This window comes from Pelosinus sp. UFO1 (assembly GCF_000725345.1).
Classification (GTDB): Bacteria; Bacillota; Negativicutes; order DSM-13327; family DSM-13327; genus Pelosinus.
In genome coordinates this window covers 323,988-346,791 of the sequence record NZ_CP008852.1, presented here as the reverse complement: position 1 = coordinate 346,791, position 22,804 = coordinate 323,988, and the positions used below count along the sequence as shown (strand labels likewise).

Below are 22,804 nucleotides of genomic sequence, written 5' to 3'. Positions count from 1 at the left end.
CCCCCTATTGTTTGGCCGGAGTCAGCGCATCCGGTTCTAACATTGTTACTTGCAGTGAACTTCCTTGTTTTGCCTTGTCAATCCCTTCGACAATGACACGTTCATTGGCGCTGAGCCCCTCTTCAACCAGCCACATATCACCAATTTTATCTCCTAATTTTACCTGCCTGCTCTCTGCTTTATTATCTACGGTCACGACGGTAACAAAGGTATTATCCAGCACTTGCTTAACTGCCTTTTGCGGAATCAGTAAAGCTCCTTGCCGCACGATTTCTTGCGCAACTACCCGGGCAAACATCCCCGGCAACAGAAATTTTTGCGGATTATCAAAACTGGCTTTAATTGTAATAGTGCCAGTCGTATCGCTCATTCCTCTGTCGATTTGCTCTACATGTCCTATGAACGGATATTCCTTGCCGTCGCTAAGAACAAGTTTTAGATGATCCTTAAAATAGGCGGGAAGTGAACCATTGCCGCTGCGAATGAATTTTAGATACTCATTTTCACTCATGCTAAACTGCACCCAAACCGGATCTATTGAGGATACGGTAGCCATTGTTGTCGAGCTGGCTGCCACATAATAACCAAGACTTACATCATTCACATCAATGCGGCCATCAACTGGCGAAACAATTAAAGTATCCTGTTCATTCTCAATGGCTTGTTGCAGATCGGCCCGGTTGACTTCGACTGTCGCGGCTTCTTGTTCAGCCTGGGATACATACGCATCTACCGTTTGCTGGGCAACCCCTTTTATCTCCGCCAATCGCTGATAACGTTCCACATCTTTCTGCGTATTGTTGAGAGTCGCTTGCGATTTATTTATGGTAGCTCTGGCCGAATTAATCGCTGACCGATATTGTTTATTATCAATTTGAAACAATGGCTGACCTTTATAGACGGTATCGCCGCCATTTACCATCTTAGCAATAATGTTACCTGATACCTTTGACATGATTTTTACTTCGCTTTTGGCTTTTACCTGTCCAACAAATTCAATGTTGATAGGCGTATCCCTCGTTACTACCTGCATGGCTTTTACCGCTATAGCCTGGTTTACATTATTTACCTGGGTTTTAGACAAAACTCCACTGCGCATAACAACACCGCTAAGTAAAACAACTGCAAAAATCAAGCCAACATACAGTTTCTTCGAACCCTTGATACTCAATTACCATCCCTCCTGCTTTCCTTACTATTTCACTGGCAAACCCATGACCTGTTCCAGTTTTACCTTGTTTGTATTATAACTATACAATGCCTGAATATAATTCTTTTTGGCAGTATCCAGCGCCACTACCGCATCACGCAGGTCAAGGTTGGTGCCAATTCCGACCTCATAGCTGGCTTTTTGAATCATTAAACTTTCTTCAGCCTGCTCCACCGACACCTTGGTGGTATCCAAAAAAAAGAATCTAACCTTCAGTACCTGAGAAAAGAAACTGAATTTGCTTCTTATTAAATTAGTTTTAAAAAATAACAAGTACAACAGGAATAAATATGAACCCGTTTTTCATTATCTTAGGTTAATAGCACCAAGATATATGAAGCACACAACCGTTAATACTTAAAAGAATATCAGTTCCAGATTAAACCATGATTAATCAAAGATTAAAATTAGGTTAAAAAAATTTTTCTATCTTCTTAAAGTAGATTGTCAACACTTAGTCGGACAGTTTTTATAAGATCAATTGCCGGAAATGGGCCAGCGATTGGGCTAGCTCACGAAGCAACTGGGTAAACTATCAAAGTTTCTTCCAAATACAAATTCCGTTTTAAATAGCTTAAAAAAAGCCTCAACCCTGCATTTCGCAAAGGTTAAGGCTATCTTTCGCCGTTAAAGATGATACGGCTCTCCATATCGGGTGAAACGGTGCAGAAAAAGGCGCATTAGCTCTATTCTCAATGTAAAATATCTAATAATTGCTTCCCTATTAATAACGTTGTCACCAAAATAAATAGTGGTTTAACATAAGTAGCACCTTTGGCAATAGCAAACCTTGAACCCGCGATAGCACCAATAATCATCGCAATGCCCATACTAAAGCCATAAATATAATTGACTGAACTGCCTAACATAAATATTGCAACCGCACCCAGGTTACTCGCTAAATTGAGTGCCTTGGCATTTCCAGCGGCTACCACAAAATCAAAACCAAGGGTCAAAAATACAAAAATTAAAAATGTTCCTGCTCCTGGACCGAAAAAGCCGTCATAAAAGCCCAAAATAAAAGCAGCACAACCTCCTAAGACACCAGCTCTTTTATTAATACCTTTATAAGTAGACTCATCTCCCCAATCCTTCTTAAAAACCGTATAAATTGCTACCAGAATTAGCATGACTACCACTAGCGGCTTTAAAGATTCGGAGGGAATTAGCTTTACCGTATATGCTCCCAATATGGATCCAATTAGAGACAACGGGAAAAGATATTTAACTAATCCAAGATCCATCTTCCCTGAGCGCAAGAATGATATGCTGCTCGTACTAGAACAACATATCGAAGCTAATTTATTAGTCCCCAATACAACGCTAGGAGGCAATCCTGTCATCAACAATGCTGGCATGGAGATTAAACCTCCGCCGCCAACAACAGAGTCTATAAAAGCAGCAACAAAACCTACTCCCAATAAAAAACTAAGCATTTCCATACTAATATGATCCACAACTATTGTCCTCCTATTTTACCAATCGCAAATACTTCTACTTTTTTATTAACCATGTCTTCTATGTCTTATCTTATAACGTAACCAACATTCACAGTCTGTCCATATAGCAACAACCACAAAACCACCGATAAAAAGTCGTCCCCAATTAAGCCCGCTGTAAAACTGATCAATGCATAAAAATACTACAGCGACACTACATACAAAACTGCAAGCTCGCACTGTTCGTACCTCCTTTGTTTGTCAGTAGAATAATAAGCCCATACTGATTTAATAGTGTCATTGCAAATCTTTCTGCATTATTTATTCGTTAATTGCTCTTGAGTTAATTATAGACAGTACTTATACTTAAAGTAAAACAAATGAAATACATTAATAATATGCATTTTTTTTATATTTAGATATGAGGAGTAATCAATAATGAATATTGATGATATTCAAGCATTCTTAGCAGTTGTCTCTAATCAGAGTTTAACAAAGGCTGCTGAAATTCTTCATTTATCCCAATCTGCGGTGAGTCACCGCCTCAAAAATCTTGAACAAGAACTTGACCTAGTTCTTATTCAACGACGAAAAGGATTAAAAACCATTACACTTACTCCCGCAGGTGAAGATTTCATTCTAATTGCCGAAAAATGGGTTCATTTATTGTTAGAAACCCAATCATTAAAATCACGTACTAGTCTGTCTTTATCAATTGGAGCCGTTGATAGTGTAAACACTTATTTATTACCTAATATTTATGAGCAAATAATCCATCAGCATCCAACCATGCGCTTACACATTGTTACTCAAAATTCCACTGATCTTTATTCCTTAGTTGAACAACGAGCAGTTGATATTGCTTTTGTCTTGCACGAGAGGATCATAAACAATATTGAAGTTTCTCCATTCTTTGCAGAGCCGATGGTCCTTATTCGTTTAGCCTTACCAGAGAACATTTCTGTTCCAAGCATTCATCCGCAGCAACTAAATCCAAGTGATGAATTGTACCATAACTGGTTTCCAGCCTATCAACTCTGGCATAACAAATGGTGGAATCCTCTTCAGTCAACGCATATTCAAGTCAGTAACGGTCCAATGGTTCTGCCCCTACTACGAACACCTGGGCAGTGGGCAATTGTTCCCTTGTCAATCGCGCAAGCCACAACAGCAACCAACAAGTATACCATTCAAAAATTACTTGATCCTCCGCCTGATCGAATATGTTATAAGGTTACCCATAAATTTGTTAAATCCAGCACGGAAAAAGCACTAACCATTTTTGAGACCTTTGCTTCAGAGCTCCTCACAGAAATTAATTACTTAACAAAATATAAATGAAAATCCTGCTAGTCTTACTATTAAGCTAGCAGGATTTGTGCTGTTATTCTCTGATATCATAAACAAAATGCAATTACCGAATTTAACAAGAAAGCTTGTCAATAACAAATAGCTTCTTTCCGTATCTATCCTCATAAATAATATAAGACCAGCACCAAAAATGCTGGTCTTATATTATCTATATTTATTTCAACTCAATCGTCCCTATACCATCTTTTATCGTAATTTTTGTGCCAAATTCTTTTGATAAATCACCAATATCACGCAAAATTCGTTCTCCATTTTCCTCATCGGAAAATTGCGGACGACCGCGCCGTGCCCTACCATATTCAAACCCCAGCGAAAGCGGGCTTAGCGTAATTTCATCAATTTCCCCATCCGTCACAGCAAAAGAAACCATTGCCGATTCATATACTTTCTGATCTACAACCAGTCCTCTTGTTTCATTGGCACTGCGAGCATCCAGTCCATCAGACACGGTATTTTCTACACCCAAATCATAAAGATCATAAAACTCAGTCGGCTGCCGTTCCACCGAATCATTTTGAAAAACAAAATCACCAAGACTATAAAAAATCGGACGGTTTTTATAGATTTCTATGCCACGCCAAATATGCGGACCGTGACCAATATAAGCATGTGCGCCGCTGTCAATACATAGCTTCGCAAAATCACGAGCAAAATCTGCCGGACGGTCTTTCTCTAAGCCCTTACGCTCATGTGTATGATGACTAACTAAGACAACATCTGCCTGTCGCGCGGCTTCACGTATAGATCGAATAATGCGTTCAGCATCTTTGGGATTCATCTTAGTTATTGTCCCTGGCTCGTCACCTGGTTCAAATCTGATGTTGCCTACATAATAGCCGCCAATAACAGGCTTCTTAAACCCTTCTTTTTCATCTAAAATTCTATTGGAATTAACCTCCGTCTGTTCAACGATTTCTCTTAACTTTTCAAATTCCTCCGGGCGCACCTTATGAATTGCCTGATAGCGAAGAACATTTGCGCCCGGACGACCGAGCACATCTGGTCTTTGTGCACTGGCCATGCCCCATTCGGATATCGTAGAAGTAATACCAATCAATGCAACCCTTCCTTGTGGGGTATCAAGATATCGCGGTTGCGAGGCTTCTGCCAAGTTTCTACCAACACCGGCATGGATACATTTATTTTCATCAAGATGTTTCATCGTCGTTAAGATACCATCGATATTCCAATCGCTGGTATGATTATTCGCCCATGCCATCATATTAAAACCAAGCTGTTTAATATCTTGCAAAACTTCCGGACGGGCAACCGCCCATGTACCTCCGCTTGTCGGAGCGGGATACACTTCAAAATCATGTAGTAAAATCTCAAAGTTCGTAAATCGAACATCATGTGCTTCTATGTAGCTTTTCAATTTAATGAAATGAACATCTTGTGGTAAACGTTGTGTAATAAAAGAATCTCCTGTTGCCACAATAGAAATTTTCGACATAGCAACTCAACACCTCTTTTAAAATACTACTCACAATGAAGGATACAAATTTTACGCTAACAAGAATAACATACCAACAACCATAGCACCTACCATTGGCAAGCAATTGCGTTTCGCGATTTCCATTGGATTTACACCAGCAATACCAGCTATGATAATTGTAGCACCAGCGATCGGTGACATTGTGCGCCCTAGTGTACCGCCAAGTGTAGCCATACTGCCCATTTGGACTACGGACATACCAAAATCTGCGGCATGTGGTGTAACCGCTTGATTAAATGCAAAGGTTGCCGCATCGCCAGAGCCAACAACCAATCCCAAAATAAATGGACCAACAGCTGCACAAATCTTAACAATTGCTGGATTATTTAACATTGAGTCTGTAAAAGCTTTTACAAGTCCCATTGCTGTCAAGCCGGAAACAAATACACCTGCGGCAATGATGATACCAATAATTTCACCATATGCTTTTCCCATACCATCGAAGAATGAATTGCTCAGTTTTACAGGATTTTTTCTCGTCACCAACAGTGCAACCAAAGAACCAATGATCATGGCTTGCGGAACATCCATCTTAAATGCTGGAACGATTGCCGTTGCACCCAAGATTAAAATTACAATAGGAAAAATCGGCATCAACGCATATAGAAGTTTTACCTTAAAGGATTCCTCGACTTCGAAACCCTCAGCTTTATACCCTTTATGCTCATTTTTATAATAAGCAATCAGTGTAATCAAGATTGTTGCTGTAATCAAAGACGCAATATTGGCTTTAAAATGAAATCCGATAACTTCCATAACGTCTACACCGGCAATCTTGGCTACAAAGGGGTTATGTGCCAAACCCGGATTTAACATACTACCGTATGTACCGCATTTTACCGCTGCTCCCGCCATAGCAGGGTGTACACCTGCCGACATCATCAACGGTACAAAAATCGCGCCCGCTGCCGCCGCTGTTCCCGCAGCACTTGGTAGTGCTACATTGACTGCATAAGTAGCCAAAACAACACCCGGAATCAAAAGTGGACGAACTTTAGAAAGACCATTTGCCATAAAATTAATTAAATGTTTATCACATTCTGTATACTTCATTACCATTGCAAACCCCATAACGGAACAAACCGCTTGAATCAGCCCACTATTGGTCATTTCTTTAGCAAAAGCATTTAAGGGAGCCATCGGCGTACCCGCCAAACAAGCCATAATAATACCGGAAGCTAATAATACTAAACGCGCATCATAACGCTTGATTAAAAAGTAAACTGTAATTAATACCATAATAATGCCAATTGTAATAATCATAACAACATTCCCTTCTTTATAAAAATTTACATAACATATATCGTCTTATTACTTCAAAAAAGTAAACCTTTTCCCTCCCTTTTTCTTAAATTAAAACGAAAAAAACGCTGAATTTCCTCTAATAAGAAAACAGCGTCTTTGCCTTGAGTATAATTATATCATATCTTTAGACAAAATTATACAGTATTTATAATACATTGTTATAATTCAACTTATTATAACAAAATGTGTAATGTTCTACTATCTGTTCATCAGAAGTCTGCCATTTATTTCTGCTACTTTAGTATCTTCAATACTCTCCTAGCATTGTATAGCAAATTACAAAAATCCTACAAAGTATTTCTACTCTACAGAACCTTTTGCAAAAGATCTAACTACTAAATGAGAAATGAACTAAGGAGTTTATACTTACTTTGAGGTATATGATCTAATTGTTTCTTATTAGGGGTACCAGGCTTGATATAACAACTCAATTCCGCGATCAATTTCATTACTACTCATACTACCAAACCCAAGCATTATTTGAGGATTCTTACTACTCTTATGCAGATATGTACTAGAAAGCGGGTGTAATCTAACCTCTATTTCTTGAGCGCGATGAATCAGCTCCCCTTCAGTAAGAGAATTACCAACTAGCTCTAAGACAACATGGAGCCCCGCTCCCTGCCCAATTATATTAGCTTGAGATCCAAAATGCTGATGAATCGATTGAATGATTGCATCATGCTTTTTTTTATAAACGGTCCGCATCTTACGCAAATGCCGTTCCCAGTATCCTTGCTCCATAAACTTGCTTAGTGTCCTTTGGTCTAATAAGGAAACAGAAGTAGAATAATGGCCAAATAGCTTATTATATATCGTAAGCAATTGGTAAGGTAATACCATATAACTTACGCGAAGTACAGGAGATAACACTTTAGAAAAAGTACCTATATATACTATGTTTTCTTCTGGGTGTAGACCTTGCAACGCAGGAATTGGTTTGCCGTAATATCGTAGTTCACTATCATAATCATCTTCAATAATAACTCCCCCAACGTTTTTCGCCCAATCAATTAATTTTAGTCTATTTGCCACTGGCATAATATATCCTAATGGAAATTGGTGAGAAGGAGTTACATATACAACGGTGCTCTTAGTGTTATATAACGAATCTATAGCAAGGCCATCCGAATTTAATGGGACAGGAGATATAGAAAAGGAATGATTTCGAAAAACCGACTTTGGAATGAAATGTCCAGGATCTTCAATGGCAAATTGGGAATGATTTTCTTTCAAAATTGGTGCTAGAATAGAAAGACTATCTTGTAACCCAGAACAAAGAACAATTTGCTCTAGGCTACATGATACACCACGAGAACGGGCCAGATATCTTTGGAGCTCATAGCGCAATGCAGTATCCCCTTGTTGATTGCTATAGGACGCAAGTTGTTTAGGATTTTCTTTTAAACTATCTACATACAGTTTACGCCATAAGTTAACAGGGAAGCTTTCTGGTGAAATACTAGCAGGATGAAAATCAAAGGAGTATGATTTTCCCTCTTCTAAAATTTGTCCCGGGGATGTACCTGTTTGACAGTGAGATGATGGAAGGAATTCTGGGTCAATTAGTGAGACATAATACCCACTTCTTGGCTTGCTATGTATATACCCTTCAGCAAATAACTGTTGATAGGCATACTCCACCGTATTGCGGCTTACAGATAATTCAATTGCTAAATTCTTAATCGATAAAAGCTTGGTAGCTGGAGGCAATTCTCCTGATAATATTTTATTTTTAATCTGGTTATAGATCTTATCGTGCAGCGGCTGGCGACCCTTACTATTTAATATAATCATTACTCTCACCTAACCCATTTATTAAAAGCCCTCTTAATTAGAGCCATTATATAGATGCTAAGACCTAGTGTCAAGGTTATAAAAAGCAGTTTTAAATAAAATCTGACCCCATATTTTATTTAAAAATTGCACCTATAACCGGGGGTAGTTTTATTTTATAATATAGCTATCCGATATATTTCACACTGATTGTCTGCTTTAGATTCAAATTATGCATTGCAGTCTGTCGTGAGGGCACAATATTTGTGCTACACAAAGGCAAAGTAAAGCCGTTAACTTATTCAACAGAAAGGATGTATAACTATGCTTAACGAAAAATTATTGGACATACTTGCTCATCCCTCAGATGGAGCTGTCAGTATTGTGACGAATGGTGAAGATGGTCCTCATTTAGTTAATACTTGGAATAGCTATATAGTGGTTACTCCTGATGACAAGCTATTAATTCCAGCTTATGGCTATAACAAAACCGAAAAAAACCTTAGCAATCAAAACCATGTTATTCTTTCAATTGCCAGTAGGGAAATCGAAGGTTACAAAGGAACAGGAACAGGTTTTATAGTGAAAGGAACTACCCGTTTTGTAAAATCCGGCGAAAATTTTGATCGTATGAAAGAAAAATTCTCATGGATCCGCGCAGTATTAGAAATCACTGTAACAGATGCAAAACAAATGCTATAACAAAAGCTCTATAAAAGCAAAAAGCTCTACATTCTATTTTATATAGAATGTAGAGCTTTTTCACAAGTATCAAATCTAGTATTAGCTGATTACTGCTAAATTAGACCAAAATTCTTTAGTTTGTGTAATATCTACATTTACAGTTTTCTTAGCATTTGTATTTTCTACTCTTACTTTATCCTTTTCCATAATATTCATTCCTCCTAAAAAATTGGTCTGACATGCTTGCTGGTTAATCATAAAAAACATCCCCTTCGATCTATATTTAAAGCGTCTTTCTCTCTCTTTTTTCTCTGTCTTTATTCTAAATCGAATCTCCTTATAAGTAAAATATATAATCGTAATCTTTACTATGACTAAAATAGATAGTAAACTGTATTTGGGGGTGTTTACTATGGATATCCGACATTTAGAATATTTTGTTGAAGTGGCTCGCCAAAAAAGTTTTAGTAAAGCCGCTAGTATAACTCACGTATCCCAATCAGCGATTAGTAAGATGATAAAAGATTTGGAAGTGGAACTGGGAACATCTTTATTTAATCGGACCTCGAAATATGTGCAATTAACAGATGCAGGTATGATCTTTTTAGATCAAGCACAACAAGTGGTGGTGATGTTCCAAAATCTCACTACTGAATTTGAAAATAAAATTAAAATGGAAAAAGGCAAGATTTTCATCGGTCTCCCTCCAATTACTAGCTCTACCATATTTGCTGAGTTGTTGGGAGAATTTAAAAAGAAATATCCACAAATCGAAATTAGTCTATCTGAATATGGATCAAAAAAAGTAGCACTCGCGATTCAAGATGGAACGTTAGATATCGGCGTAATCTGCATAGAGCCAGATAATCAGTATGTTGATTCCCTTTCCTTTACCAAGGATCCCCTTTTCGTTATTGTCTCCTCTCAGAATCCCATAAGCCAGTTACCATCCATTGAGCTAGCATCATTATCTAACGAATCCTTTGTATTATACAGTGAAGATTTTAGCCTGCATGATGAAATAATCAATCAGTGCAAAAATGTAGGTTTCTCCCCTAACGTTATTTTTGAAACCTCTCAACGTGAGCTTATGACGCAAATCGTAGCCGCTAATTTGGGAATTGCCTTCTTGCCTAGCGAAGTGTGCAAGGAACTAGACTCTAATCGTATTGTCTCCGTACCATTAATACAGCCTCAGATCATACACAACATGTCAATTATCTGGAAAAAAGGGCGCTTCATGTCCCACGCCGCGCGTTTATGGTTACAGTTTGCCGAAGATTATTTTACATCTAATGAGCGTACCAGATAAGAAAAGACTTGGCTTGTGGCAAGTCCCCGGACGCAGGCAGAAGCCTTAGTCGTTCTTACTTGGAATCAAGAAAGTGTTATATTTTCTGATTCCGTAAAAAACCTTCTCCTTATTTTTATAATAAGGAGAAGGTTTTTATCTATCCGAACAAGGCAAGGGGACGGCAAACAGTGTGAAAATCAATCACTTAAAATACAGGTTAAATAAGTTAATAAAAGGGACTGGGGATAATTTGCTTTGAAATTTCCACAGCCCCTTTTATATAGCTATTCAGATTGTAATGTATGCCTTGGTAATGCTATTTATTCTTTTTCTCTTGTAAATACTTATCAATCGCCACTGCCGCCTTTTTCCCCGCCCCCATGGCTAGGATAACAGTCGCTGCACCTGTCACAATATCACCACCAGCAAATACGCCTGGTTTACTAGTAGCCCCAGTTTCTGCATCAGCATTAATATTACCTTTTCGATTAGTTTCTAGTCCCTTCGTCGTAGATTGCACCAATGGATTTGGACCTTGGCCAATCGCGATAATTATAGTATCTACATCCAGTACAAACTCAGAATTTGGTACTTCGATGGGACGACGGCGTCCAGAGGCATCTGGTTCACCAAGTTCCATACGAACACATTGTAAACCAGTTACCCAGCCTTCTTTATTACCCAGTACAGCTGTGGGAGCCGTCAACAATTGAAAATCAATGCCTTCTTCTTTGGCATGGTGAATTTCTTCCAGTCTAGCTGGTAGTTCTTTTTCCGAACGACGATATACAATAGAAACATGCTCTGCACCCAAGCGCAGGGCTGTTCTAGCACCATCCATTGCTACATTACCGCCACCGACTACCGCTACGCGCTTCCCAACATGAATAGGTGTACCGCTTTGAGGAAAACGATAGGCTTTCATCAAGTTACAACGAGTCAAGAATTCATTGGCGGAATATACTCCATTCAGGTTTTCACCAGGTACATCCATGAAGTAGGGAAGACCAGCTCCGGTGCCAATAAATACGGCATCAAATCCTTCTTCTTCCAGCAGTTCATCTACGGTAAAAGTGCTGCCAATCACAGCATTTACAACCACTTCCACGCCAAGTTTGCGTAAATTATTGATTTCTGCCTGCACCACTTCATCTTTCGGCAGACGAAATTCTGGAATACCATACATTAATACGCCCCCAGGTAAGTGCAGAGCTTCAAACACAGTGACTTTATAGCCCATTTTTGCCAAATCACCCGCAGCACTCAGTCCAGCTGGCCCAGAACCGATAATCGCTACTTTTTGAGCATCAGTGGCATACTCCAATGACGCAATAGCTTCTCCTTTGCCTCGTACATAGTCTGCAACATAGCGTTCTAGCCGACCAATGGCAACGGATTCACCTTTTTTTGCCAATACGCAATATTTTTCACACTGTTCTTCTTGAGGGCATACTCTGCCGCATACTGCGGGCAGACCGTTGGCTTCTTTTATTTTAGCAATGGAGGCATCCATATTCCCTTCTTTTATGTGCTTAATAAAAGCAGGAATATCAATTTCTACCGGACAGCCCTTACGACAAGGTGCTGTTTTACACTGTAAGCAACGCTCTGCTTCAGACTGGGCCAACTCCTCTGTATAACCAAGGGTTACTTCTGCGAAATTTTTAGCCCGTACCTTGGGGTCCTGCTCAGGCATTGGATGTCTTTTTAGTGAGAGTGACATTTGCATCCTCCCTTACCAGCGACATGCTCGCTATGTTGTTTTTCATGTGGTTTATACATCCGCTGGCGAGCCATTAATATGTCAAAATCTACTTTGTGCCCATCAAATTCTGGACCATCCACACAAGCAAATTTATTTTCATTACCAACAGATACACGGCAACCCCCGCACATGCCTGTTCCATCTACCATAATTGGGTTAAGACTTACCACTGTGGGAACGCCGTAGGGACGTGTGGTTTCGGCAACAAATTTCATCATAATAACAGGTCCAATTGCCACAACGAGGCTTATGGTTTTATCAGAATCTAAGAGTTCCTTTAGAGGCTGGGTGACTAAGGCTTTTAACCCTTTTGAACCATCATCTGTAGTGATAATGAGTTCATCACTGATTGCCGCCATTTCTTGCTCATAAATCAGTATATCTTCTGAGCGAGCACCAATAATCGAAATTACTTCATTGCCTGCTTCCTTCATGCCACGAGCAATAGGATATACAGGTGCAATGCCGATACCGCCACCTACACATACAACAGTACCTATTTTTTCGATATGTGTTGCTTTACCAAGAGGTCCCACTAAATCTAATAGAAAATCACCTTCATTTAGAAGACCCAATTCTACCGTAGATGCGCCTACTTCTTGGAAAATCAGTGTAATGGTGCCTTTTTCTCGATTAAAGTCAGCAATTGTTAGCGGAATACGCTCTCCATCTTCATTGATACGCAAAATAACAAATTGTCCTGGTTTAGCCTTTTTAGCAATGAGTGGTGCCTCTACTTCATAAAGTTGGACACTAGGCGCTATTTGCTGCTTAACAATAATTTTATACACAAGAAACCTCCTCATAAAATGATTTTAAATAACGATTGTTATTTTAGGCATTGATTCATCCTAATAAATACATCCTGTGGCAATGCTATTGTATGATTATTCTTCTTTTTGATAGATATCTAAGGCAGCTTGAACCGCGTCTCCAGCACATACCTTTACTTTGTGACGAATCAGTACAGCCTCTAATGCTCCTAATACATGAAGAACATTTTTCTTTCTGCAACTGTAACCCATAGAACCAATTCTCCAAATTTTACCTTTCAAAGGACCAAAGGAGCTAGCAATTTCAATTTGAAAATCTTGCAGTAACATACGGCGAACTGATTCACCATCGATTCCATCTGGTATAGTGATTGATGTCACTACAGGAAGCTTGCAATTTGGATCACCATAAATCTTCAGACCCATAGCCTGAATACCTTGAACCAGCGCCTTTTCATGTAATTTATGCCTAATGAATCTCGCTTCAAGCCCTTCCTCTAATACAATTCGCAATCCTTCACGCAGAGCATATAACATGGAAGTCGCTTCCGTGTGATGATTCAGGCGAACCGGACTCCAGTAATCCATAAGTTGACTAAGGTCAAAATAGTTGCTACGGATTAACCTTGCTTGCTGGTTTTGCGGTTCACTCGCATCTGTTAAACCTCTTTCAATTTTCTTACGCTGCAATAATACAGCCTCCACCCGTGAATTAAAAGTAATTGGTGCCATGCCAGATGGAACAGATAAGCACTTTTGGGTACCACCAATGGCAGCATCAATTTTCCATTCATCAACCTTTACGGCTGTTCCGCCAATTGTGGCAACTGCATCAACTACGAATAAAATATCTAATTCACGGCACGCTTCACCAATTTCTTTTAATGGTTGCATGCACCCCGTTGAAGTTTCTCCATGGACCATGGCCACAATTTTCGGTTTAACTTTCCGTATTTCTTGAATCACCACTTGAGGATCAAAGACCTGCCCCCAATCTGTTTCAATATTGGCAACATCAGCGCCATACCTCTCGGCGATTTCCGTAAGCAAATGACCGAAGCGGCCATAAATCGGAATTAACACCCGGTCTCCAGGTTCAATAATGCTACAGAGAACGGCTTCGATACCAGCCCTTGAAGTACCATCAATAGGAAAAGCCCAATGGTTCTTAGTCTGAAAAACAGTTCTAAGCATTTCCATTGTTTGATTCATAAGCTCGGTAAACTCAGGGTCAAACTGCCCCAATATGGAAGTACACATGGCTCTGAGCACTCTTGGTTCAACTTCAACGGGACCTGGCGTCATTAGTGTACACACTGAAGTATTCAACTCTTTATACATCTCATTCAATCTCCTTTGATAACACAACTGCTAAAGCGATTGACTTTCACAATCACTTTAGCAGTTGATTACATATTTACATGATTGTATCGTTAGGTGATTCTACATCTGAATCACCTTTCCTGCTCGATTCATTCAGAACAGATTATCGTACCATTATCTTCGGTGACCGCTTTATACGCATTCTCCAAAGATGTAATGATGGCTTCCCGGCCTGGTCCGGATTTAACGAACTTGATAGCCGCCTCGACTTTTGGCAGCATAGACCCCGGGGCAAAGTGTCCTTCTTCAATATATCGATTGGCTTCGTCAACGGTGATACGCTCCAACCATTTTTGGTCGGGTGTGCCAAAATTGATGGCAACACGAGGCACCGCCGTCAGGACAACGAATGTGTCCGCATTGATAACATCTGCCAGTTTGGCTGCTGCTTTATCTTTGTCGATCACTGCGTCAACACTGTGAAGCATACCTTCTTCGCGACATACGGGAATCCCCCCTCCTCCACAGGCAATAACGACGTCTCCGTTTTCCATGAGGCAGCGGATCGTCCCTTTTTCCTTGATATCAACTGGCTCGGGTGATGGAACCACGCGCCTAAAACCTCTTCCCGAGTCCTCGACAAAGGTGTAGCCTCTCTCCTGTCCGATCTCTTTAGCTTCCTCTTCTGAGTAAAATAGGCCAACCGGTTTGGTTGGGTGCTGGAAAGCCGGATCATGCTGATTGACAATGACCTGGGTGATGGCTGTTGATACATGTGTCGTCATTCCTTGCTCCATGAACGTATTTTGCAGGGCATTTTGCAAATGAAATCCGATATATCCTTGGCTCATGGCTGAGCATTCGGCAAATGGCATGGCGGAGACATTTGAATTTTGCTTGTATGCGAGTTCAAAGGCCAGATTAATCATTCCAACTTGCGGTCCGTTACCATGGACAATAACTATTTTATATCCATCTTTGACAAGGCTCACAATGTGACTAGCAGCAGTCAGGACGGCTTGTTTCTGTTCATCAGGAGTATTGCCCAGCGCATTCCCTCCTAAAGCGATAACTAACTGTTTGTTCATTTCATTTCTCCTCTTTACTTCCTAGTTAGAGAGTCACATCACGGTTACAATCTTTGGAATAGACATAGGCGAAGTCTTCGCCGCGACCCACTGCGTAGCAGGCCTGCAGGGAATATGCGCTCATAAAAATGTAGTCGCCCTTTTGAACAGGAATCCAGTCGTTATCCAGATTATACATACCCTGTCCACTTAGGCAGTAAGCGCCGTGTTCCTGAACATGTGTCTCAATATAGCCATGGGAAGCACCGGGTTTGAAGCTGAGGATATGAAAATTACAGTCAAAGGCCAGATCTTTGGGCAAAAAATCTTTAATCAAAACATCTTCCATGCCTTCGTAAATTGTCCATTCCATAGATTCCGTATTGCCTGTAACAACATACGGTTCAAAGCCTTCCAAACGCATGTAAACACGCTTATACATGAACGCCTTGGCCACTTCGCCGCTTTCGTTATGAAAATAAAGCTTTGTTCCAGGGGGACAGTAGACAAATCCACCCTTATGCAAGGAATAAGACTGATCCCCGGCTTTGACGACCAAGCTGCCATCCAGCAAGTAAAACAGCGTTTCAACACCCTCTGCACCGAAGCCAAGTTCGTTCTTGCCATCCGCGTATATGGTAACGAGATAATCGACAAAACTAGCACCTAGCTTGGGGGAACCGAGAATTGTGATATCACAATTCTCAAAACCAGGAATGACATTTTTGACCAAACCATCGGGGTCAAGCAGTGCATAGTTGTTTTTCTTGACTACGGATCGATTACTTAAAAGATCTTTTCTGTATCCGACAACATTATTAAGATAGCTCATGACTAATCTCCTTATCTAAACCCTTTTTGTTTATCTTATTTGCTACATAGAAGAAAATTGCACCAATGATCAAGAGGATGGCTCCCAGGTAGAAGCCCCAAACACCTGAACCTGTCTTATCCATGACATAGCCTGTAAGGGCCGGAGCCACAACAGAAGAAGACATACCGAAGAAATTGAAGGTACCAAGTGTTGTAGCCATGGTTTTCTTGTCAGCTTGGTCGGACACATAGGAAATCAAAACAGGGTCAACGGCCATTTTACCCAAGAATCCATAAAGGAGCAAGACGATGACAAGACTGGTGGTGTCTGGTACGAACATGGAAATTGCAATCAGGATAAATGAAGCAATTGAAAGAAAAACGACGATATCGGCTTTCTTGTCACGCTTTTTGTCAGACATTCTGGCGAAATACAAGGCCCCAGGGACAGCCGTAACAGCTATCATGGATACCATAAGTCCAATCATGCCGCCTTTAATGCCGCGCTCAGCTTCAAGGAATTTTGGCAGCCAGGTGACGATCAAATAATACGCATAGCAGGTTGTGAAATACATGAAGTAACAACTTACTAATGAAAGACGGAATATGGAATCTTTGGATTTCGCAACAACTTCAGTTGTTGCCTCACCTTTTCTATTAGCAGAAGCCTCGGGAACTGGAGCAACTTTGCTTGGCTCAACAATTACAAAGACAAACCACAGAACGAGGAAGACAAGCAGACAGCCCGAAACGACAACCATTGTCTGCCATGGCAAACCCATTGTTTTAACAAAGTAGCTTGAGCCGGTCATACCGAGAATCATACCCAGTGCAGAGCCACTGTTAACGATAGCAGTTTGCAAACCTTTCTTTTCTGCGGGTACATGTTGTGATGTCAGAGAGTAAGCTGAACCATAATAGGTGCCGCAACCAACACCGGCCAGCACAGCGCCTATATAAATCGCGGTAATCGACGTCGCAGAGGCGATACTGAAAACACCGGCGGCAAAGATTATAAATCCAGGAATCAGAACTTTCTTCTGACCAAATTTATCGACTAAGAAACCTGATGGAATTTGGAGCGCCGTATAGCCAAAGAAATAACATGACGCAATAAGGCCCATGGCAGCATTCGTTTGAGGTCCGATTGTGCTTTGAATCTCAGGGTAAATTGGAGACAGCATCGCTCTGTAAATCCAGATGATGGTCCACCCCATACAGAACGTGAATACGAGGCGTTTCCAATAGTTCTCTGGATACGATTTTGTTAATGCCTGTGTGTTCATAATAAACATCCTTTCTTATTTGTATTAATAAGCAAGTTCGTAGAGCGTATATGCCAGCGCTTTGATTCCCTCACGAAGATCCTCGACTTTCGTATCTTCCGCCGGATTATGACTAATCCCCTTGATACTCGGGACAAAAATCATTCCTGTGGGAACCCGGGTCGCAAAAATCTGAGAGTCATGACCAGCACCGCTGTGCATAACTTTGTAATTCATCTTGTTATCTTTGCAGACACGCTCAATAATATCAACGACGTTTTTATCCATCAATACGGGCGTCTCGTTCATCCAGTTGTCAAATTCAATCACAATGCCCTTACTGCCAGCAATTTCCTTCATATCAGCCTCAAGACCGGTTGTAAATTCCTGCAGGAAGTTTGCATCAGTATGACGGCAATCCATTGTAAACAAGGTTTCTCCTGGAACAACGTTGACCGTATTGGGCTTTGGCACGACTTTACCAAAAGTGATGACCAGCGGATCGCCCGCAGCCTTCGCTTTATCAATGGCATGGATCACGATGCGGGCCATACATTCAACCGTATCTTTGCGGAAACGCATGAGGGTGGTGCCAGCATGGTTTGCTTCGCCTTTGAGTGTAATATTATAGCGCTTCTGCCCCACTATCGAATTCACCACACCAACCGTGAAATTCTCTTCTTCAAGGAAATTACCTTGTTCGATGTGTAGTTCAATAAAAGCCTCGATATCCTTTCTGTCCTTGCTGCCCGTGGCAAAGTCGAAACCGCAATTGTGCATGGCCTGGGCAAAACCGATTCCGTTGGCATCTTTAATTGTCTCAACGTCCTCTTTTTTTGCCAGACCGAAAATGTTCTTGCTGCCCCAGAAAACATAAGGGAACCTAGAGCCTTCTTCCTCAGCCATCGAAATAATCTGGATGCTCTTCTTAGGTCTCCCGAATGTTTCAAGCAAATTCTTTACGGCAAGGTATCCTCCGAAAATCCCCAGTTGTCCATCCAGTTTACCGCCTCTTGCGACCGTGTCAACGTGAGACCCGGTAGCAATTGTCTTCTCCGGCATCTCGGTTCCTTCCAAGGTGCCGTACAAGTTGCCTACAGCATCGAAGTGGCACTTCATCCCCAGTGCTTCAAAGCGCGCTTCGAGCTCTTTTTGGGCCTTTAGCCAGCTAGGTGAGTATAGAAGCCGCGTTGTCCCCGGTCCTTTATCGTCACTGATCGAAGATAACCACTCCATCGTCTCTTGGATTTCACTCAGCGTAATGTCCATATATTATCCCTCCCATTGATTTGTTAAGAAAAGACTTGGTTTCGACCAAGTCCGCAGACGAAGGTAGAAGCCTTAGTCGTTCTTACTTGGAATCGAGAAAGTGTATACTTTCTGATTACGTAAAAATTTTAACCCCAATAAAAATCCAAACAATGTATCATTTCCTGAAGTATGACCAAATGACCGTACTTCTTCTATTGTTTCTTCAATTGCAGCCATCTCTACATCGTCTATCAGCTTTACAAGCCGTATAAAATACTCGCTTGCATACCCTTCTAATAAAGCACTGAGATATGCCACACTTATCATGGTCGTTCTATCTCTGGTGACCCCCGATTCAAGAGCCTGCCTCCAAATATTGAATTTGCCAAACATCATAAGCGCTAGTGTAAATCCTATGAGAATGTCATCTCCGCTAGGTGTCAATCCTTTACCTCTGCCGGCAAAAAATCTTATAATCATAACATTGATATTCCAATCTGCCTTATCGGAATTCAATAATAAATCTACATGTTTACTGGTTTCTTCATCTAATTTGATTCCTATACATTTTTCAAATTCAATGTTTTCTAAATAGTTATATAGTCCAGTATTAGGTATCTCATTAATGCTGCATTTGATTTTTGGAAGCGTTAAATCTACCTCTTCTATCTCTTTATAATAAATATTTATTGTTCCATCCACACTATAAAAAATTAACTTATCATCTTTGTTTACAACCATATCATCGATTCTTACAGAAGTAAGTATCGCGTTTAGCTTCTCTTCTTCTATATTCAGTCCGAATGAAGAAAGGGGACTCCCGCCACCACCAACATAAATTAAAGCATCATCAAATTGTACATTGAGCCCGATATTAAATTTGCTGTGCACTTTACCGACGCGATGGTTTTTAAGATAGAGAGGCAATAGATTGCTCTTTACCTCTCTATTATGTTTGAGTTCATTACTACTCAACGTCTATCCCCAATTTTTTCGCATATGCAATGATTGCTTTTTCAAAGCAAGCCAGCGGTGCACGCACTGTTCCAGCTCCGATCTGACCTACTCCCATGTTTTTATGCGCTATTCCCGTATTGATCAGAGGCGTAATGCCAGTTGCCACTACTTTTCTAGCGTCGATCCCGAGGCACGCTCCCTTGAAGTCCCAAGTTGGAATGCTCCAATTCGAATTATTAGAAATACAGATTTGATCCATTTCATCTGAGATTTTTAATGCGTCATGGAATCCGCCCGCACCGATAAATCTTGTAACTCCAGGAGCTGCCACCATGGCCATGCCCCCGACGCCCACTGTTTCTGTGATGGCACTGTCTCCGATATCCGGATTTGCGTCACCTTCCGAATAGCCTGTGAAGTAGAGTCCGTTTGGAGTGTTAACGGGTGCTGTGAACCATTCATCGCCCATTCCGCTTATTTTTACGCCAAAATTCTCTCCATTTCTAGCCATTGTTGTAACTACCGTACCGTTTGTAACTTTTCTTGCACAATCTACGATGGATTTACTGGCTGCCATCATGATGTTTAAGAAAAATTGATCTGTATCTGCCAAGAATTTTATTACGCTGTATTTTTCTTTTTCGTCAATGTCAAGCTCTGTGATGAGCGGGGTGATTTCTTTCAGAAAGTTCAGTGTGGCAGCGATATTTCTTTGGTGAAATTCATCACCCATGGTAATGGCCTTGGCAATGAGTACGTTCAGGTTGAGACCGCCCTCTTTTCTCTGCAGCGCTTTCGATAATACCGGTCCTAAACAATCTCTCATCCATATTAATCTATTTACAACTTCTTCCGAAAAAGCTCCGAATCGAAGTACTTTTCCGATGCCTTCGTTCATGATGCAATAGCCAATGGATCCATCCAGCTTATTATTTACTACAAACACTGGCATGTTGCCTGACGTAATTCCACCCATAGGACCTACTGCGTTTACGTGATGGCAAGGTGTGAATTTCACCCCTCCACTTTCCAGCAATTCCGTTGCGCTCTTTTCATCCTTTGCCCAACCTTCGAATAATATCGCCCCAATACAGGCACCCTTCATTGGTCCTGTCATATTTTTGTATTCGATCGGTGGTCCTGCATGAAGTAATACTCTATCATTTAAGATTTCTATGACTGATTTTGCAGGTACTACGTCCATCAGGAAGGGCTGCGAGCTTTTCATTTTGTCAATGACTTCGCTATTGGCTTTTTCTATCTCTTCCATTTTTGAAAGTTTATTTAATATCTTTATCAGTTGTTTATTGCCGCCTGCCGCCGGTTTCCAATCGTATTGTACCGTACTTCCGCCATACGCCAGAATCGATTCTGTAAAGCTTGAAAGGCCGATATTTACAATACGCGGTTTGGAGTTTAAAAGGTCAATGACACTATCGCTGACTTTTGGCAGTGCTTTCTTTTCAGCATGTCTTTCTACTACGTATTTATCAACTTCTTTGAAGTCTATTCCTTTTAATTTAAGGGCAAGTCTTACTGCCTTTGCATTACTTTCTTCTACCAATACACCGCATTCTTTCAATTTTTTTATTGATTGCTGGTAGCTTTGCGGATCGTACTCCGTTCCACAGACAGTTGCTACGAAATACAGTTCCCGTCCATTTTCCTTTGCTGTCTGTATTGCATCCTTGATTGCATCGGATAATGCCCCTGCCATATCCGGATGTGAGCCGTATCCTAGTACGCAGTCAAGAAGTATGACTCCTGTATTCTCATCAGTTGCATATTCTCCGATCTTTTTGATTCTAATTTCTGGATCGATCATCGGATGTGGTTTGCCTTGTGTGTAGATGTCATCACCGAGATCCATTACTTCGTATCCATTGACGCTGAGGATATATCCCTCTTTTTTAGTCAATTTTCCAAGCCCTAGGGCCTCAGTGATAAGCATTCCCGCTTCGGCAGCAAGTGTACCGCCGGAGTATAGTCCCTTTACGGTTTTATCTAGTGCCAGTGGAGTCTGTACCTCATAGTTTATTTCTTCCATATAATTAGGTTTAACAGGTCTGTTCTTTGCAAGGTCCAGCGCAATCATTGCCGTTTCTTCGAGAGTATGTGCCAAATATACATTACCCTCATGATGATCCGGCTTTTCGCCGAGGAATATGGCAACTACAGGTTTTGTAACACTATGCAGCAGCTCTACAATTTCATCCCTGACTTTTTTGGCCGGTGGTTTTGAAATGACTACAATTACATCAGTAGGGTCGTGATATTCAAGTCCCAATATCGCATCACGAACGGTTACCGCATTGACTTCTTCGCTCAAATCACGTCCGCCTGTGCCGATTGCATGTACAACGCCACCACCTAGCCTGTCGATAATGGTCGTAACTTCTTGTATGCCCGTTCCAGAAGCTCCAACGATACCGATGTTCCCAGGTCTTACAACATTTGTAAACGCGATGGGGATACTGGAAATAATTCCCGTTCCACAGTCAGGCCCCATCAATAATAGTCCCTTTTCATGCGCTTTCTGCTTAAGTCTCACTTCATCTTCTAATGAGATATTATCGGTGAAGGAAAATACATGCAGTCCTTGATCAAGAGCTTTTTCGATCTCGTCGGCTGCGTATTCTCCCGGTATTGAAAACAATGCTAAATTCGCATCAGGCATCTCTTCTAATGCAGCCTCTATACTGGTTACACTTAGGGCGTTATTATTCTTTCTTTTAACAGCCAGGTCATTTAAGAACTTATCCGTTTCACTAAGAACATTTTCAACAATCTTTTCATCCGCTGTCTCGACTACGATAATCATATCACTTGGAGCTGCACTTTCAGCTTCTGCTGTAAGAAGTCCACTATTTTTAAGGATGTCCTTATTTGCGTCAGTACCCATCATTATTGAGCACTTTGTTATACCAGCAAGAGTATTAATTGAATTAGTGAGCAACATAAGATTGATCGAATCTTGATAACTATTTTTCTTAATTACCGTATATAGCATTTCCAA

General features: G+C 40.8%; 20 protein-coding genes. 3 read left to right on the top strand and 17 right to left on the bottom strand.

Features of this window, described 5'->3' with window-relative positions:
• Positions 1–4: 4 nt before the first annotated feature.
• The 4 genes from UFO1_RS01455 to UFO1_RS25100 all read right to left on the bottom strand — a co-directional run bounded on the left by UFO1_RS01455 (position 5) and on the right by UFO1_RS25100 (position 2,889).
• Positions 5–1,171: an efflux RND transporter periplasmic adaptor subunit gene (locus UFO1_RS01455; RefSeq protein ID WP_038666997.1), complete on the bottom strand. Its 1,167-nt coding sequence runs from the start codon at positions 1,169–1,171 to the stop codon at positions 5–7.
• Positions 1,172–1,195: 24 nt separating this feature from the next.
• Entirely contained in the window at positions 1,196–1,405 is a 210-nt protein-coding gene (locus tag UFO1_RS01450; protein ID WP_236639308.1) for a TolC family protein, read from the bottom strand.
• 497 nt (positions 1,406–1,902) lie between these two features.
• Entirely contained in the window at positions 1,903–2,667 is a 765-nt protein-coding gene (locus tag UFO1_RS01445; protein ID WP_038666992.1) for a TSUP family transporter, read from the bottom strand.
• Between the two features lie 48 nt (positions 2,668–2,715).
• Positions 2,716–2,889 (bottom strand): hypothetical protein, encoded by a 174-nt coding sequence (locus tag UFO1_RS25100; RefSeq protein ID WP_158442764.1) that lies wholly within the window; start codon positions 2,887–2,889, stop codon positions 2,716–2,718.
• A 198-nt stretch (positions 2,890–3,087) separates the two neighbouring features.
• On the opposite strand from UFO1_RS25100, the gene UFO1_RS01440 reads away from it, so the two are divergent.
• On the top strand, positions 3,088–3,990 hold the full coding sequence (locus UFO1_RS01440) for a LysR family transcriptional regulator (RefSeq protein WP_038666989.1): 903 nt from the start codon (positions 3,088–3,090) through the stop codon (positions 3,988–3,990).
• Between the two features lie 184 nt (positions 3,991–4,174).
• Here the strand turns inward: UFO1_RS01440 and UFO1_RS01435 are convergent, their stop codons facing one another.
• The 3 genes from UFO1_RS01435 to UFO1_RS01425 all read right to left on the bottom strand — a co-directional run bounded on the left by UFO1_RS01435 (position 4,175) and on the right by UFO1_RS01425 (position 8,617).
• Positions 4,175–5,473, bottom strand: a complete 1,299-nt coding sequence (locus UFO1_RS01435; RefSeq protein ID WP_038666986.1) for a CapA family protein — start codon at positions 5,471–5,473, stop codon at positions 4,175–4,177.
• Positions 5,474–5,524: 51 nt separating this feature from the next.
• Complete coding sequence (gene dcuC, locus UFO1_RS01430) at positions 5,525–6,778, bottom strand: C4-dicarboxylate transporter DcuC (RefSeq protein WP_038666983.1); 1,254 nt, start codon at positions 6,776–6,778, stop codon at positions 5,525–5,527.
• A gap of 441 nt (positions 6,779–7,219) precedes the next feature.
• Positions 7,220–8,617 (bottom strand): PLP-dependent aminotransferase family protein, encoded by a 1,398-nt coding sequence (locus UFO1_RS01425; RefSeq protein ID WP_038666980.1) that lies wholly within the window; start codon positions 8,615–8,617, stop codon positions 7,220–7,222.
• Positions 8,618–8,920: 303 nt separating this feature from the next.
• Between UFO1_RS01425 and UFO1_RS01420 the strand changes: the two genes are divergently transcribed.
• Complete coding sequence (locus UFO1_RS01420; protein WP_038666976.1) at positions 8,921–9,298, top strand: pyridoxamine 5'-phosphate oxidase family protein; 378 nt, start codon at positions 8,921–8,923, stop codon at positions 9,296–9,298.
• An 81-nt stretch (positions 9,299–9,379) separates the two neighbouring features.
• Here the strand turns inward: UFO1_RS01420 and UFO1_RS25390 are convergent, their stop codons facing one another.
• Entirely contained in the window at positions 9,380–9,538 is a 159-nt protein-coding gene (locus UFO1_RS25390) for a hypothetical protein (RefSeq protein WP_173406202.1), read from the bottom strand.
• Between the two features lie 154 nt (positions 9,539–9,692).
• Here UFO1_RS25390 and UFO1_RS01415 point away from each other — a divergent pair, with 154 nt between their 5' ends.
• Positions 9,693–10,592 (top strand): LysR family transcriptional regulator, encoded by a 900-nt coding sequence (locus UFO1_RS01415; RefSeq protein WP_038666973.1) that lies wholly within the window; start codon positions 9,693–9,695, stop codon positions 10,590–10,592.
• A gap of 298 nt (positions 10,593–10,890) precedes the next feature.
• Here the strand turns inward: UFO1_RS01415 and gltA are convergent, their stop codons facing one another.
• The 9 genes from gltA to fdrA all read right to left on the bottom strand — a co-directional run bounded on the left by gltA (position 10,891) and on the right by fdrA (position 22,798).
• Positions 10,891–12,297 carry an NADPH-dependent glutamate synthase gene (gltA, locus tag UFO1_RS01410; RefSeq protein ID WP_038666969.1) on the bottom strand — a complete coding sequence of 469 codons (1,407 nt, stop codon included), beginning with the start codon at positions 12,295–12,297 and terminating at the stop codon, positions 10,891–10,893.
• The gene (locus UFO1_RS01405) at positions 12,282–13,130 is read right to left on the bottom strand and encodes a sulfide/dihydroorotate dehydrogenase-like FAD/NAD-binding protein (RefSeq protein ID WP_038666966.1); all 849 of its coding nucleotides are present in this window, start codon (positions 13,128–13,130) and stop codon (positions 12,282–12,284) included. The genes gltA and UFO1_RS01405 overlap by 16 nt, the downstream gene beginning before the upstream one ends.
• A 96-nt stretch (positions 13,131–13,226) precedes the next feature.
• Positions 13,227–14,453 (bottom strand): alanine--glyoxylate aminotransferase family protein, encoded by a 1,227-nt coding sequence (locus UFO1_RS01400; protein WP_038666963.1) that lies wholly within the window; start codon positions 14,451–14,453, stop codon positions 13,227–13,229.
• A 131-nt stretch (positions 14,454–14,584) separates the two neighbouring features.
• Positions 14,585–15,523, bottom strand: a complete 939-nt coding sequence (gene arcC / locus UFO1_RS01395; protein WP_038666959.1) for a carbamate kinase — start codon at positions 15,521–15,523, stop codon at positions 14,585–14,587.
• Between the two features lie 25 nt (positions 15,524–15,548).
• A complete protein-coding gene (allE, locus tag UFO1_RS01390; protein ID WP_038666956.1) occupies positions 15,549–16,334 on the bottom strand; it encodes a (S)-ureidoglycine aminohydrolase in 786 nt (261 codons plus the stop codon).
• Positions 16,321–17,601 carry an MFS transporter gene (locus UFO1_RS01385; protein ID WP_038666953.1) on the bottom strand — a complete coding sequence of 427 codons (1,281 nt, stop codon included), beginning with the start codon at positions 17,599–17,601 and terminating at the stop codon, positions 16,321–16,323. Before UFO1_RS01385 ends, allE begins: the two co-directional genes overlap by 14 nt.
• A 24-nt stretch (positions 17,602–17,625) precedes the next feature.
• Entirely contained in the window at positions 17,626–18,849 is a 1,224-nt protein-coding gene (gene allC / locus UFO1_RS01380) for an allantoate deiminase (protein ID WP_038666950.1), read from the bottom strand.
• Positions 18,850–18,921: 72 nt separating this feature from the next.
• Positions 18,922–19,806, bottom strand: a complete 885-nt coding sequence (locus UFO1_RS01375) for a DUF2877 domain-containing protein (protein WP_038666947.1) — start codon at positions 19,804–19,806, stop codon at positions 18,922–18,924.
• On the bottom strand, positions 19,799–22,798 hold the full coding sequence (fdrA, locus tag UFO1_RS24250; protein WP_038666944.1) for a DUF1116 domain-containing protein: 3,000 nt from the start codon (positions 22,796–22,798) through the stop codon (positions 19,799–19,801). Before fdrA ends, UFO1_RS01375 begins: the two co-directional genes overlap by 8 nt.
• Positions 22,799–22,804: the final 6 nt, after the last annotated feature.

Excerpts from the sequence above, each read along its gene's own strand:
- fdrA (WP_038666944.1), bottom strand. The coding sequence starts at position 22,798 with ATGCTATATACGGTAATTAAGAAAAATAGTTATCAAGATTCGATCAAT.
- UFO1_RS01415 (WP_038666973.1), top strand. The coding sequence starts at position 9,693 with ATGGATATCCGACATTTAGAATATTTTGTTGAAGTGGCTCGCCAAAAA.
- UFO1_RS01400 (WP_038666963.1), bottom strand. The coding sequence starts at position 14,453 with ATGTATAAAGAGTTGAATACTTCAGTGTGTACACTAATGACGCCAGGT.
- gltA (WP_038666969.1), bottom strand. The coding sequence starts at position 12,297 with ATGTCACTCTCACTAAAAAGACATCCAATGCCTGAGCAGGACCCCAAG.
- UFO1_RS01425 (WP_038666980.1), bottom strand. The coding sequence starts at position 8,617 with ATGATTATATTAAATAGTAAGGGTCGCCAGCCGCTGCACGATAAGATC.
- UFO1_RS01420 (WP_038666976.1), top strand. The coding sequence starts at position 8,921 with ATGCTTAACGAAAAATTATTGGACATACTTGCTCATCCCTCAGATGGA.
- allC (WP_038666950.1), bottom strand. The coding sequence starts at position 18,849 with ATGGACATTACGCTGAGTGAAATCCAAGAGACGATGGAGTGGTTATCT.
- dcuC (WP_038666983.1), bottom strand. The coding sequence starts at position 6,778 with ATGATTATTACAATTGGCATTATTATGGTATTAATTACAGTTTACTTT.
- allE (WP_038666956.1), bottom strand. The coding sequence starts at position 16,334 with ATGAGCTATCTTAATAATGTTGTCGGATACAGAAAAGATCTTTTAAGT.
- arcC (WP_038666959.1), bottom strand. The coding sequence starts at position 15,523 with ATGAACAAACAGTTAGTTATCGCTTTAGGAGGGAATGCGCTGGGCAAT.
- UFO1_RS01385 (WP_038666953.1), bottom strand. The coding sequence starts at position 17,601 with ATGAACACACAGGCATTAACAAAATCGTATCCAGAGAACTATTGGAAA.
- UFO1_RS01435 (WP_038666986.1), bottom strand. The coding sequence starts at position 5,473 with ATGTCGAAAATTTCTATTGTGGCAACAGGAGATTCTTTTATTACACAA.
- UFO1_RS01440 (WP_038666989.1), top strand. The coding sequence starts at position 3,088 with ATGAATATTGATGATATTCAAGCATTCTTAGCAGTTGTCTCTAATCAG.
- UFO1_RS25390 (WP_173406202.1), bottom strand. The coding sequence starts at position 9,538 with ATGATTAACCAGCAAGCATGTCAGACCAATTTTTTAGGAGGAATGAAT.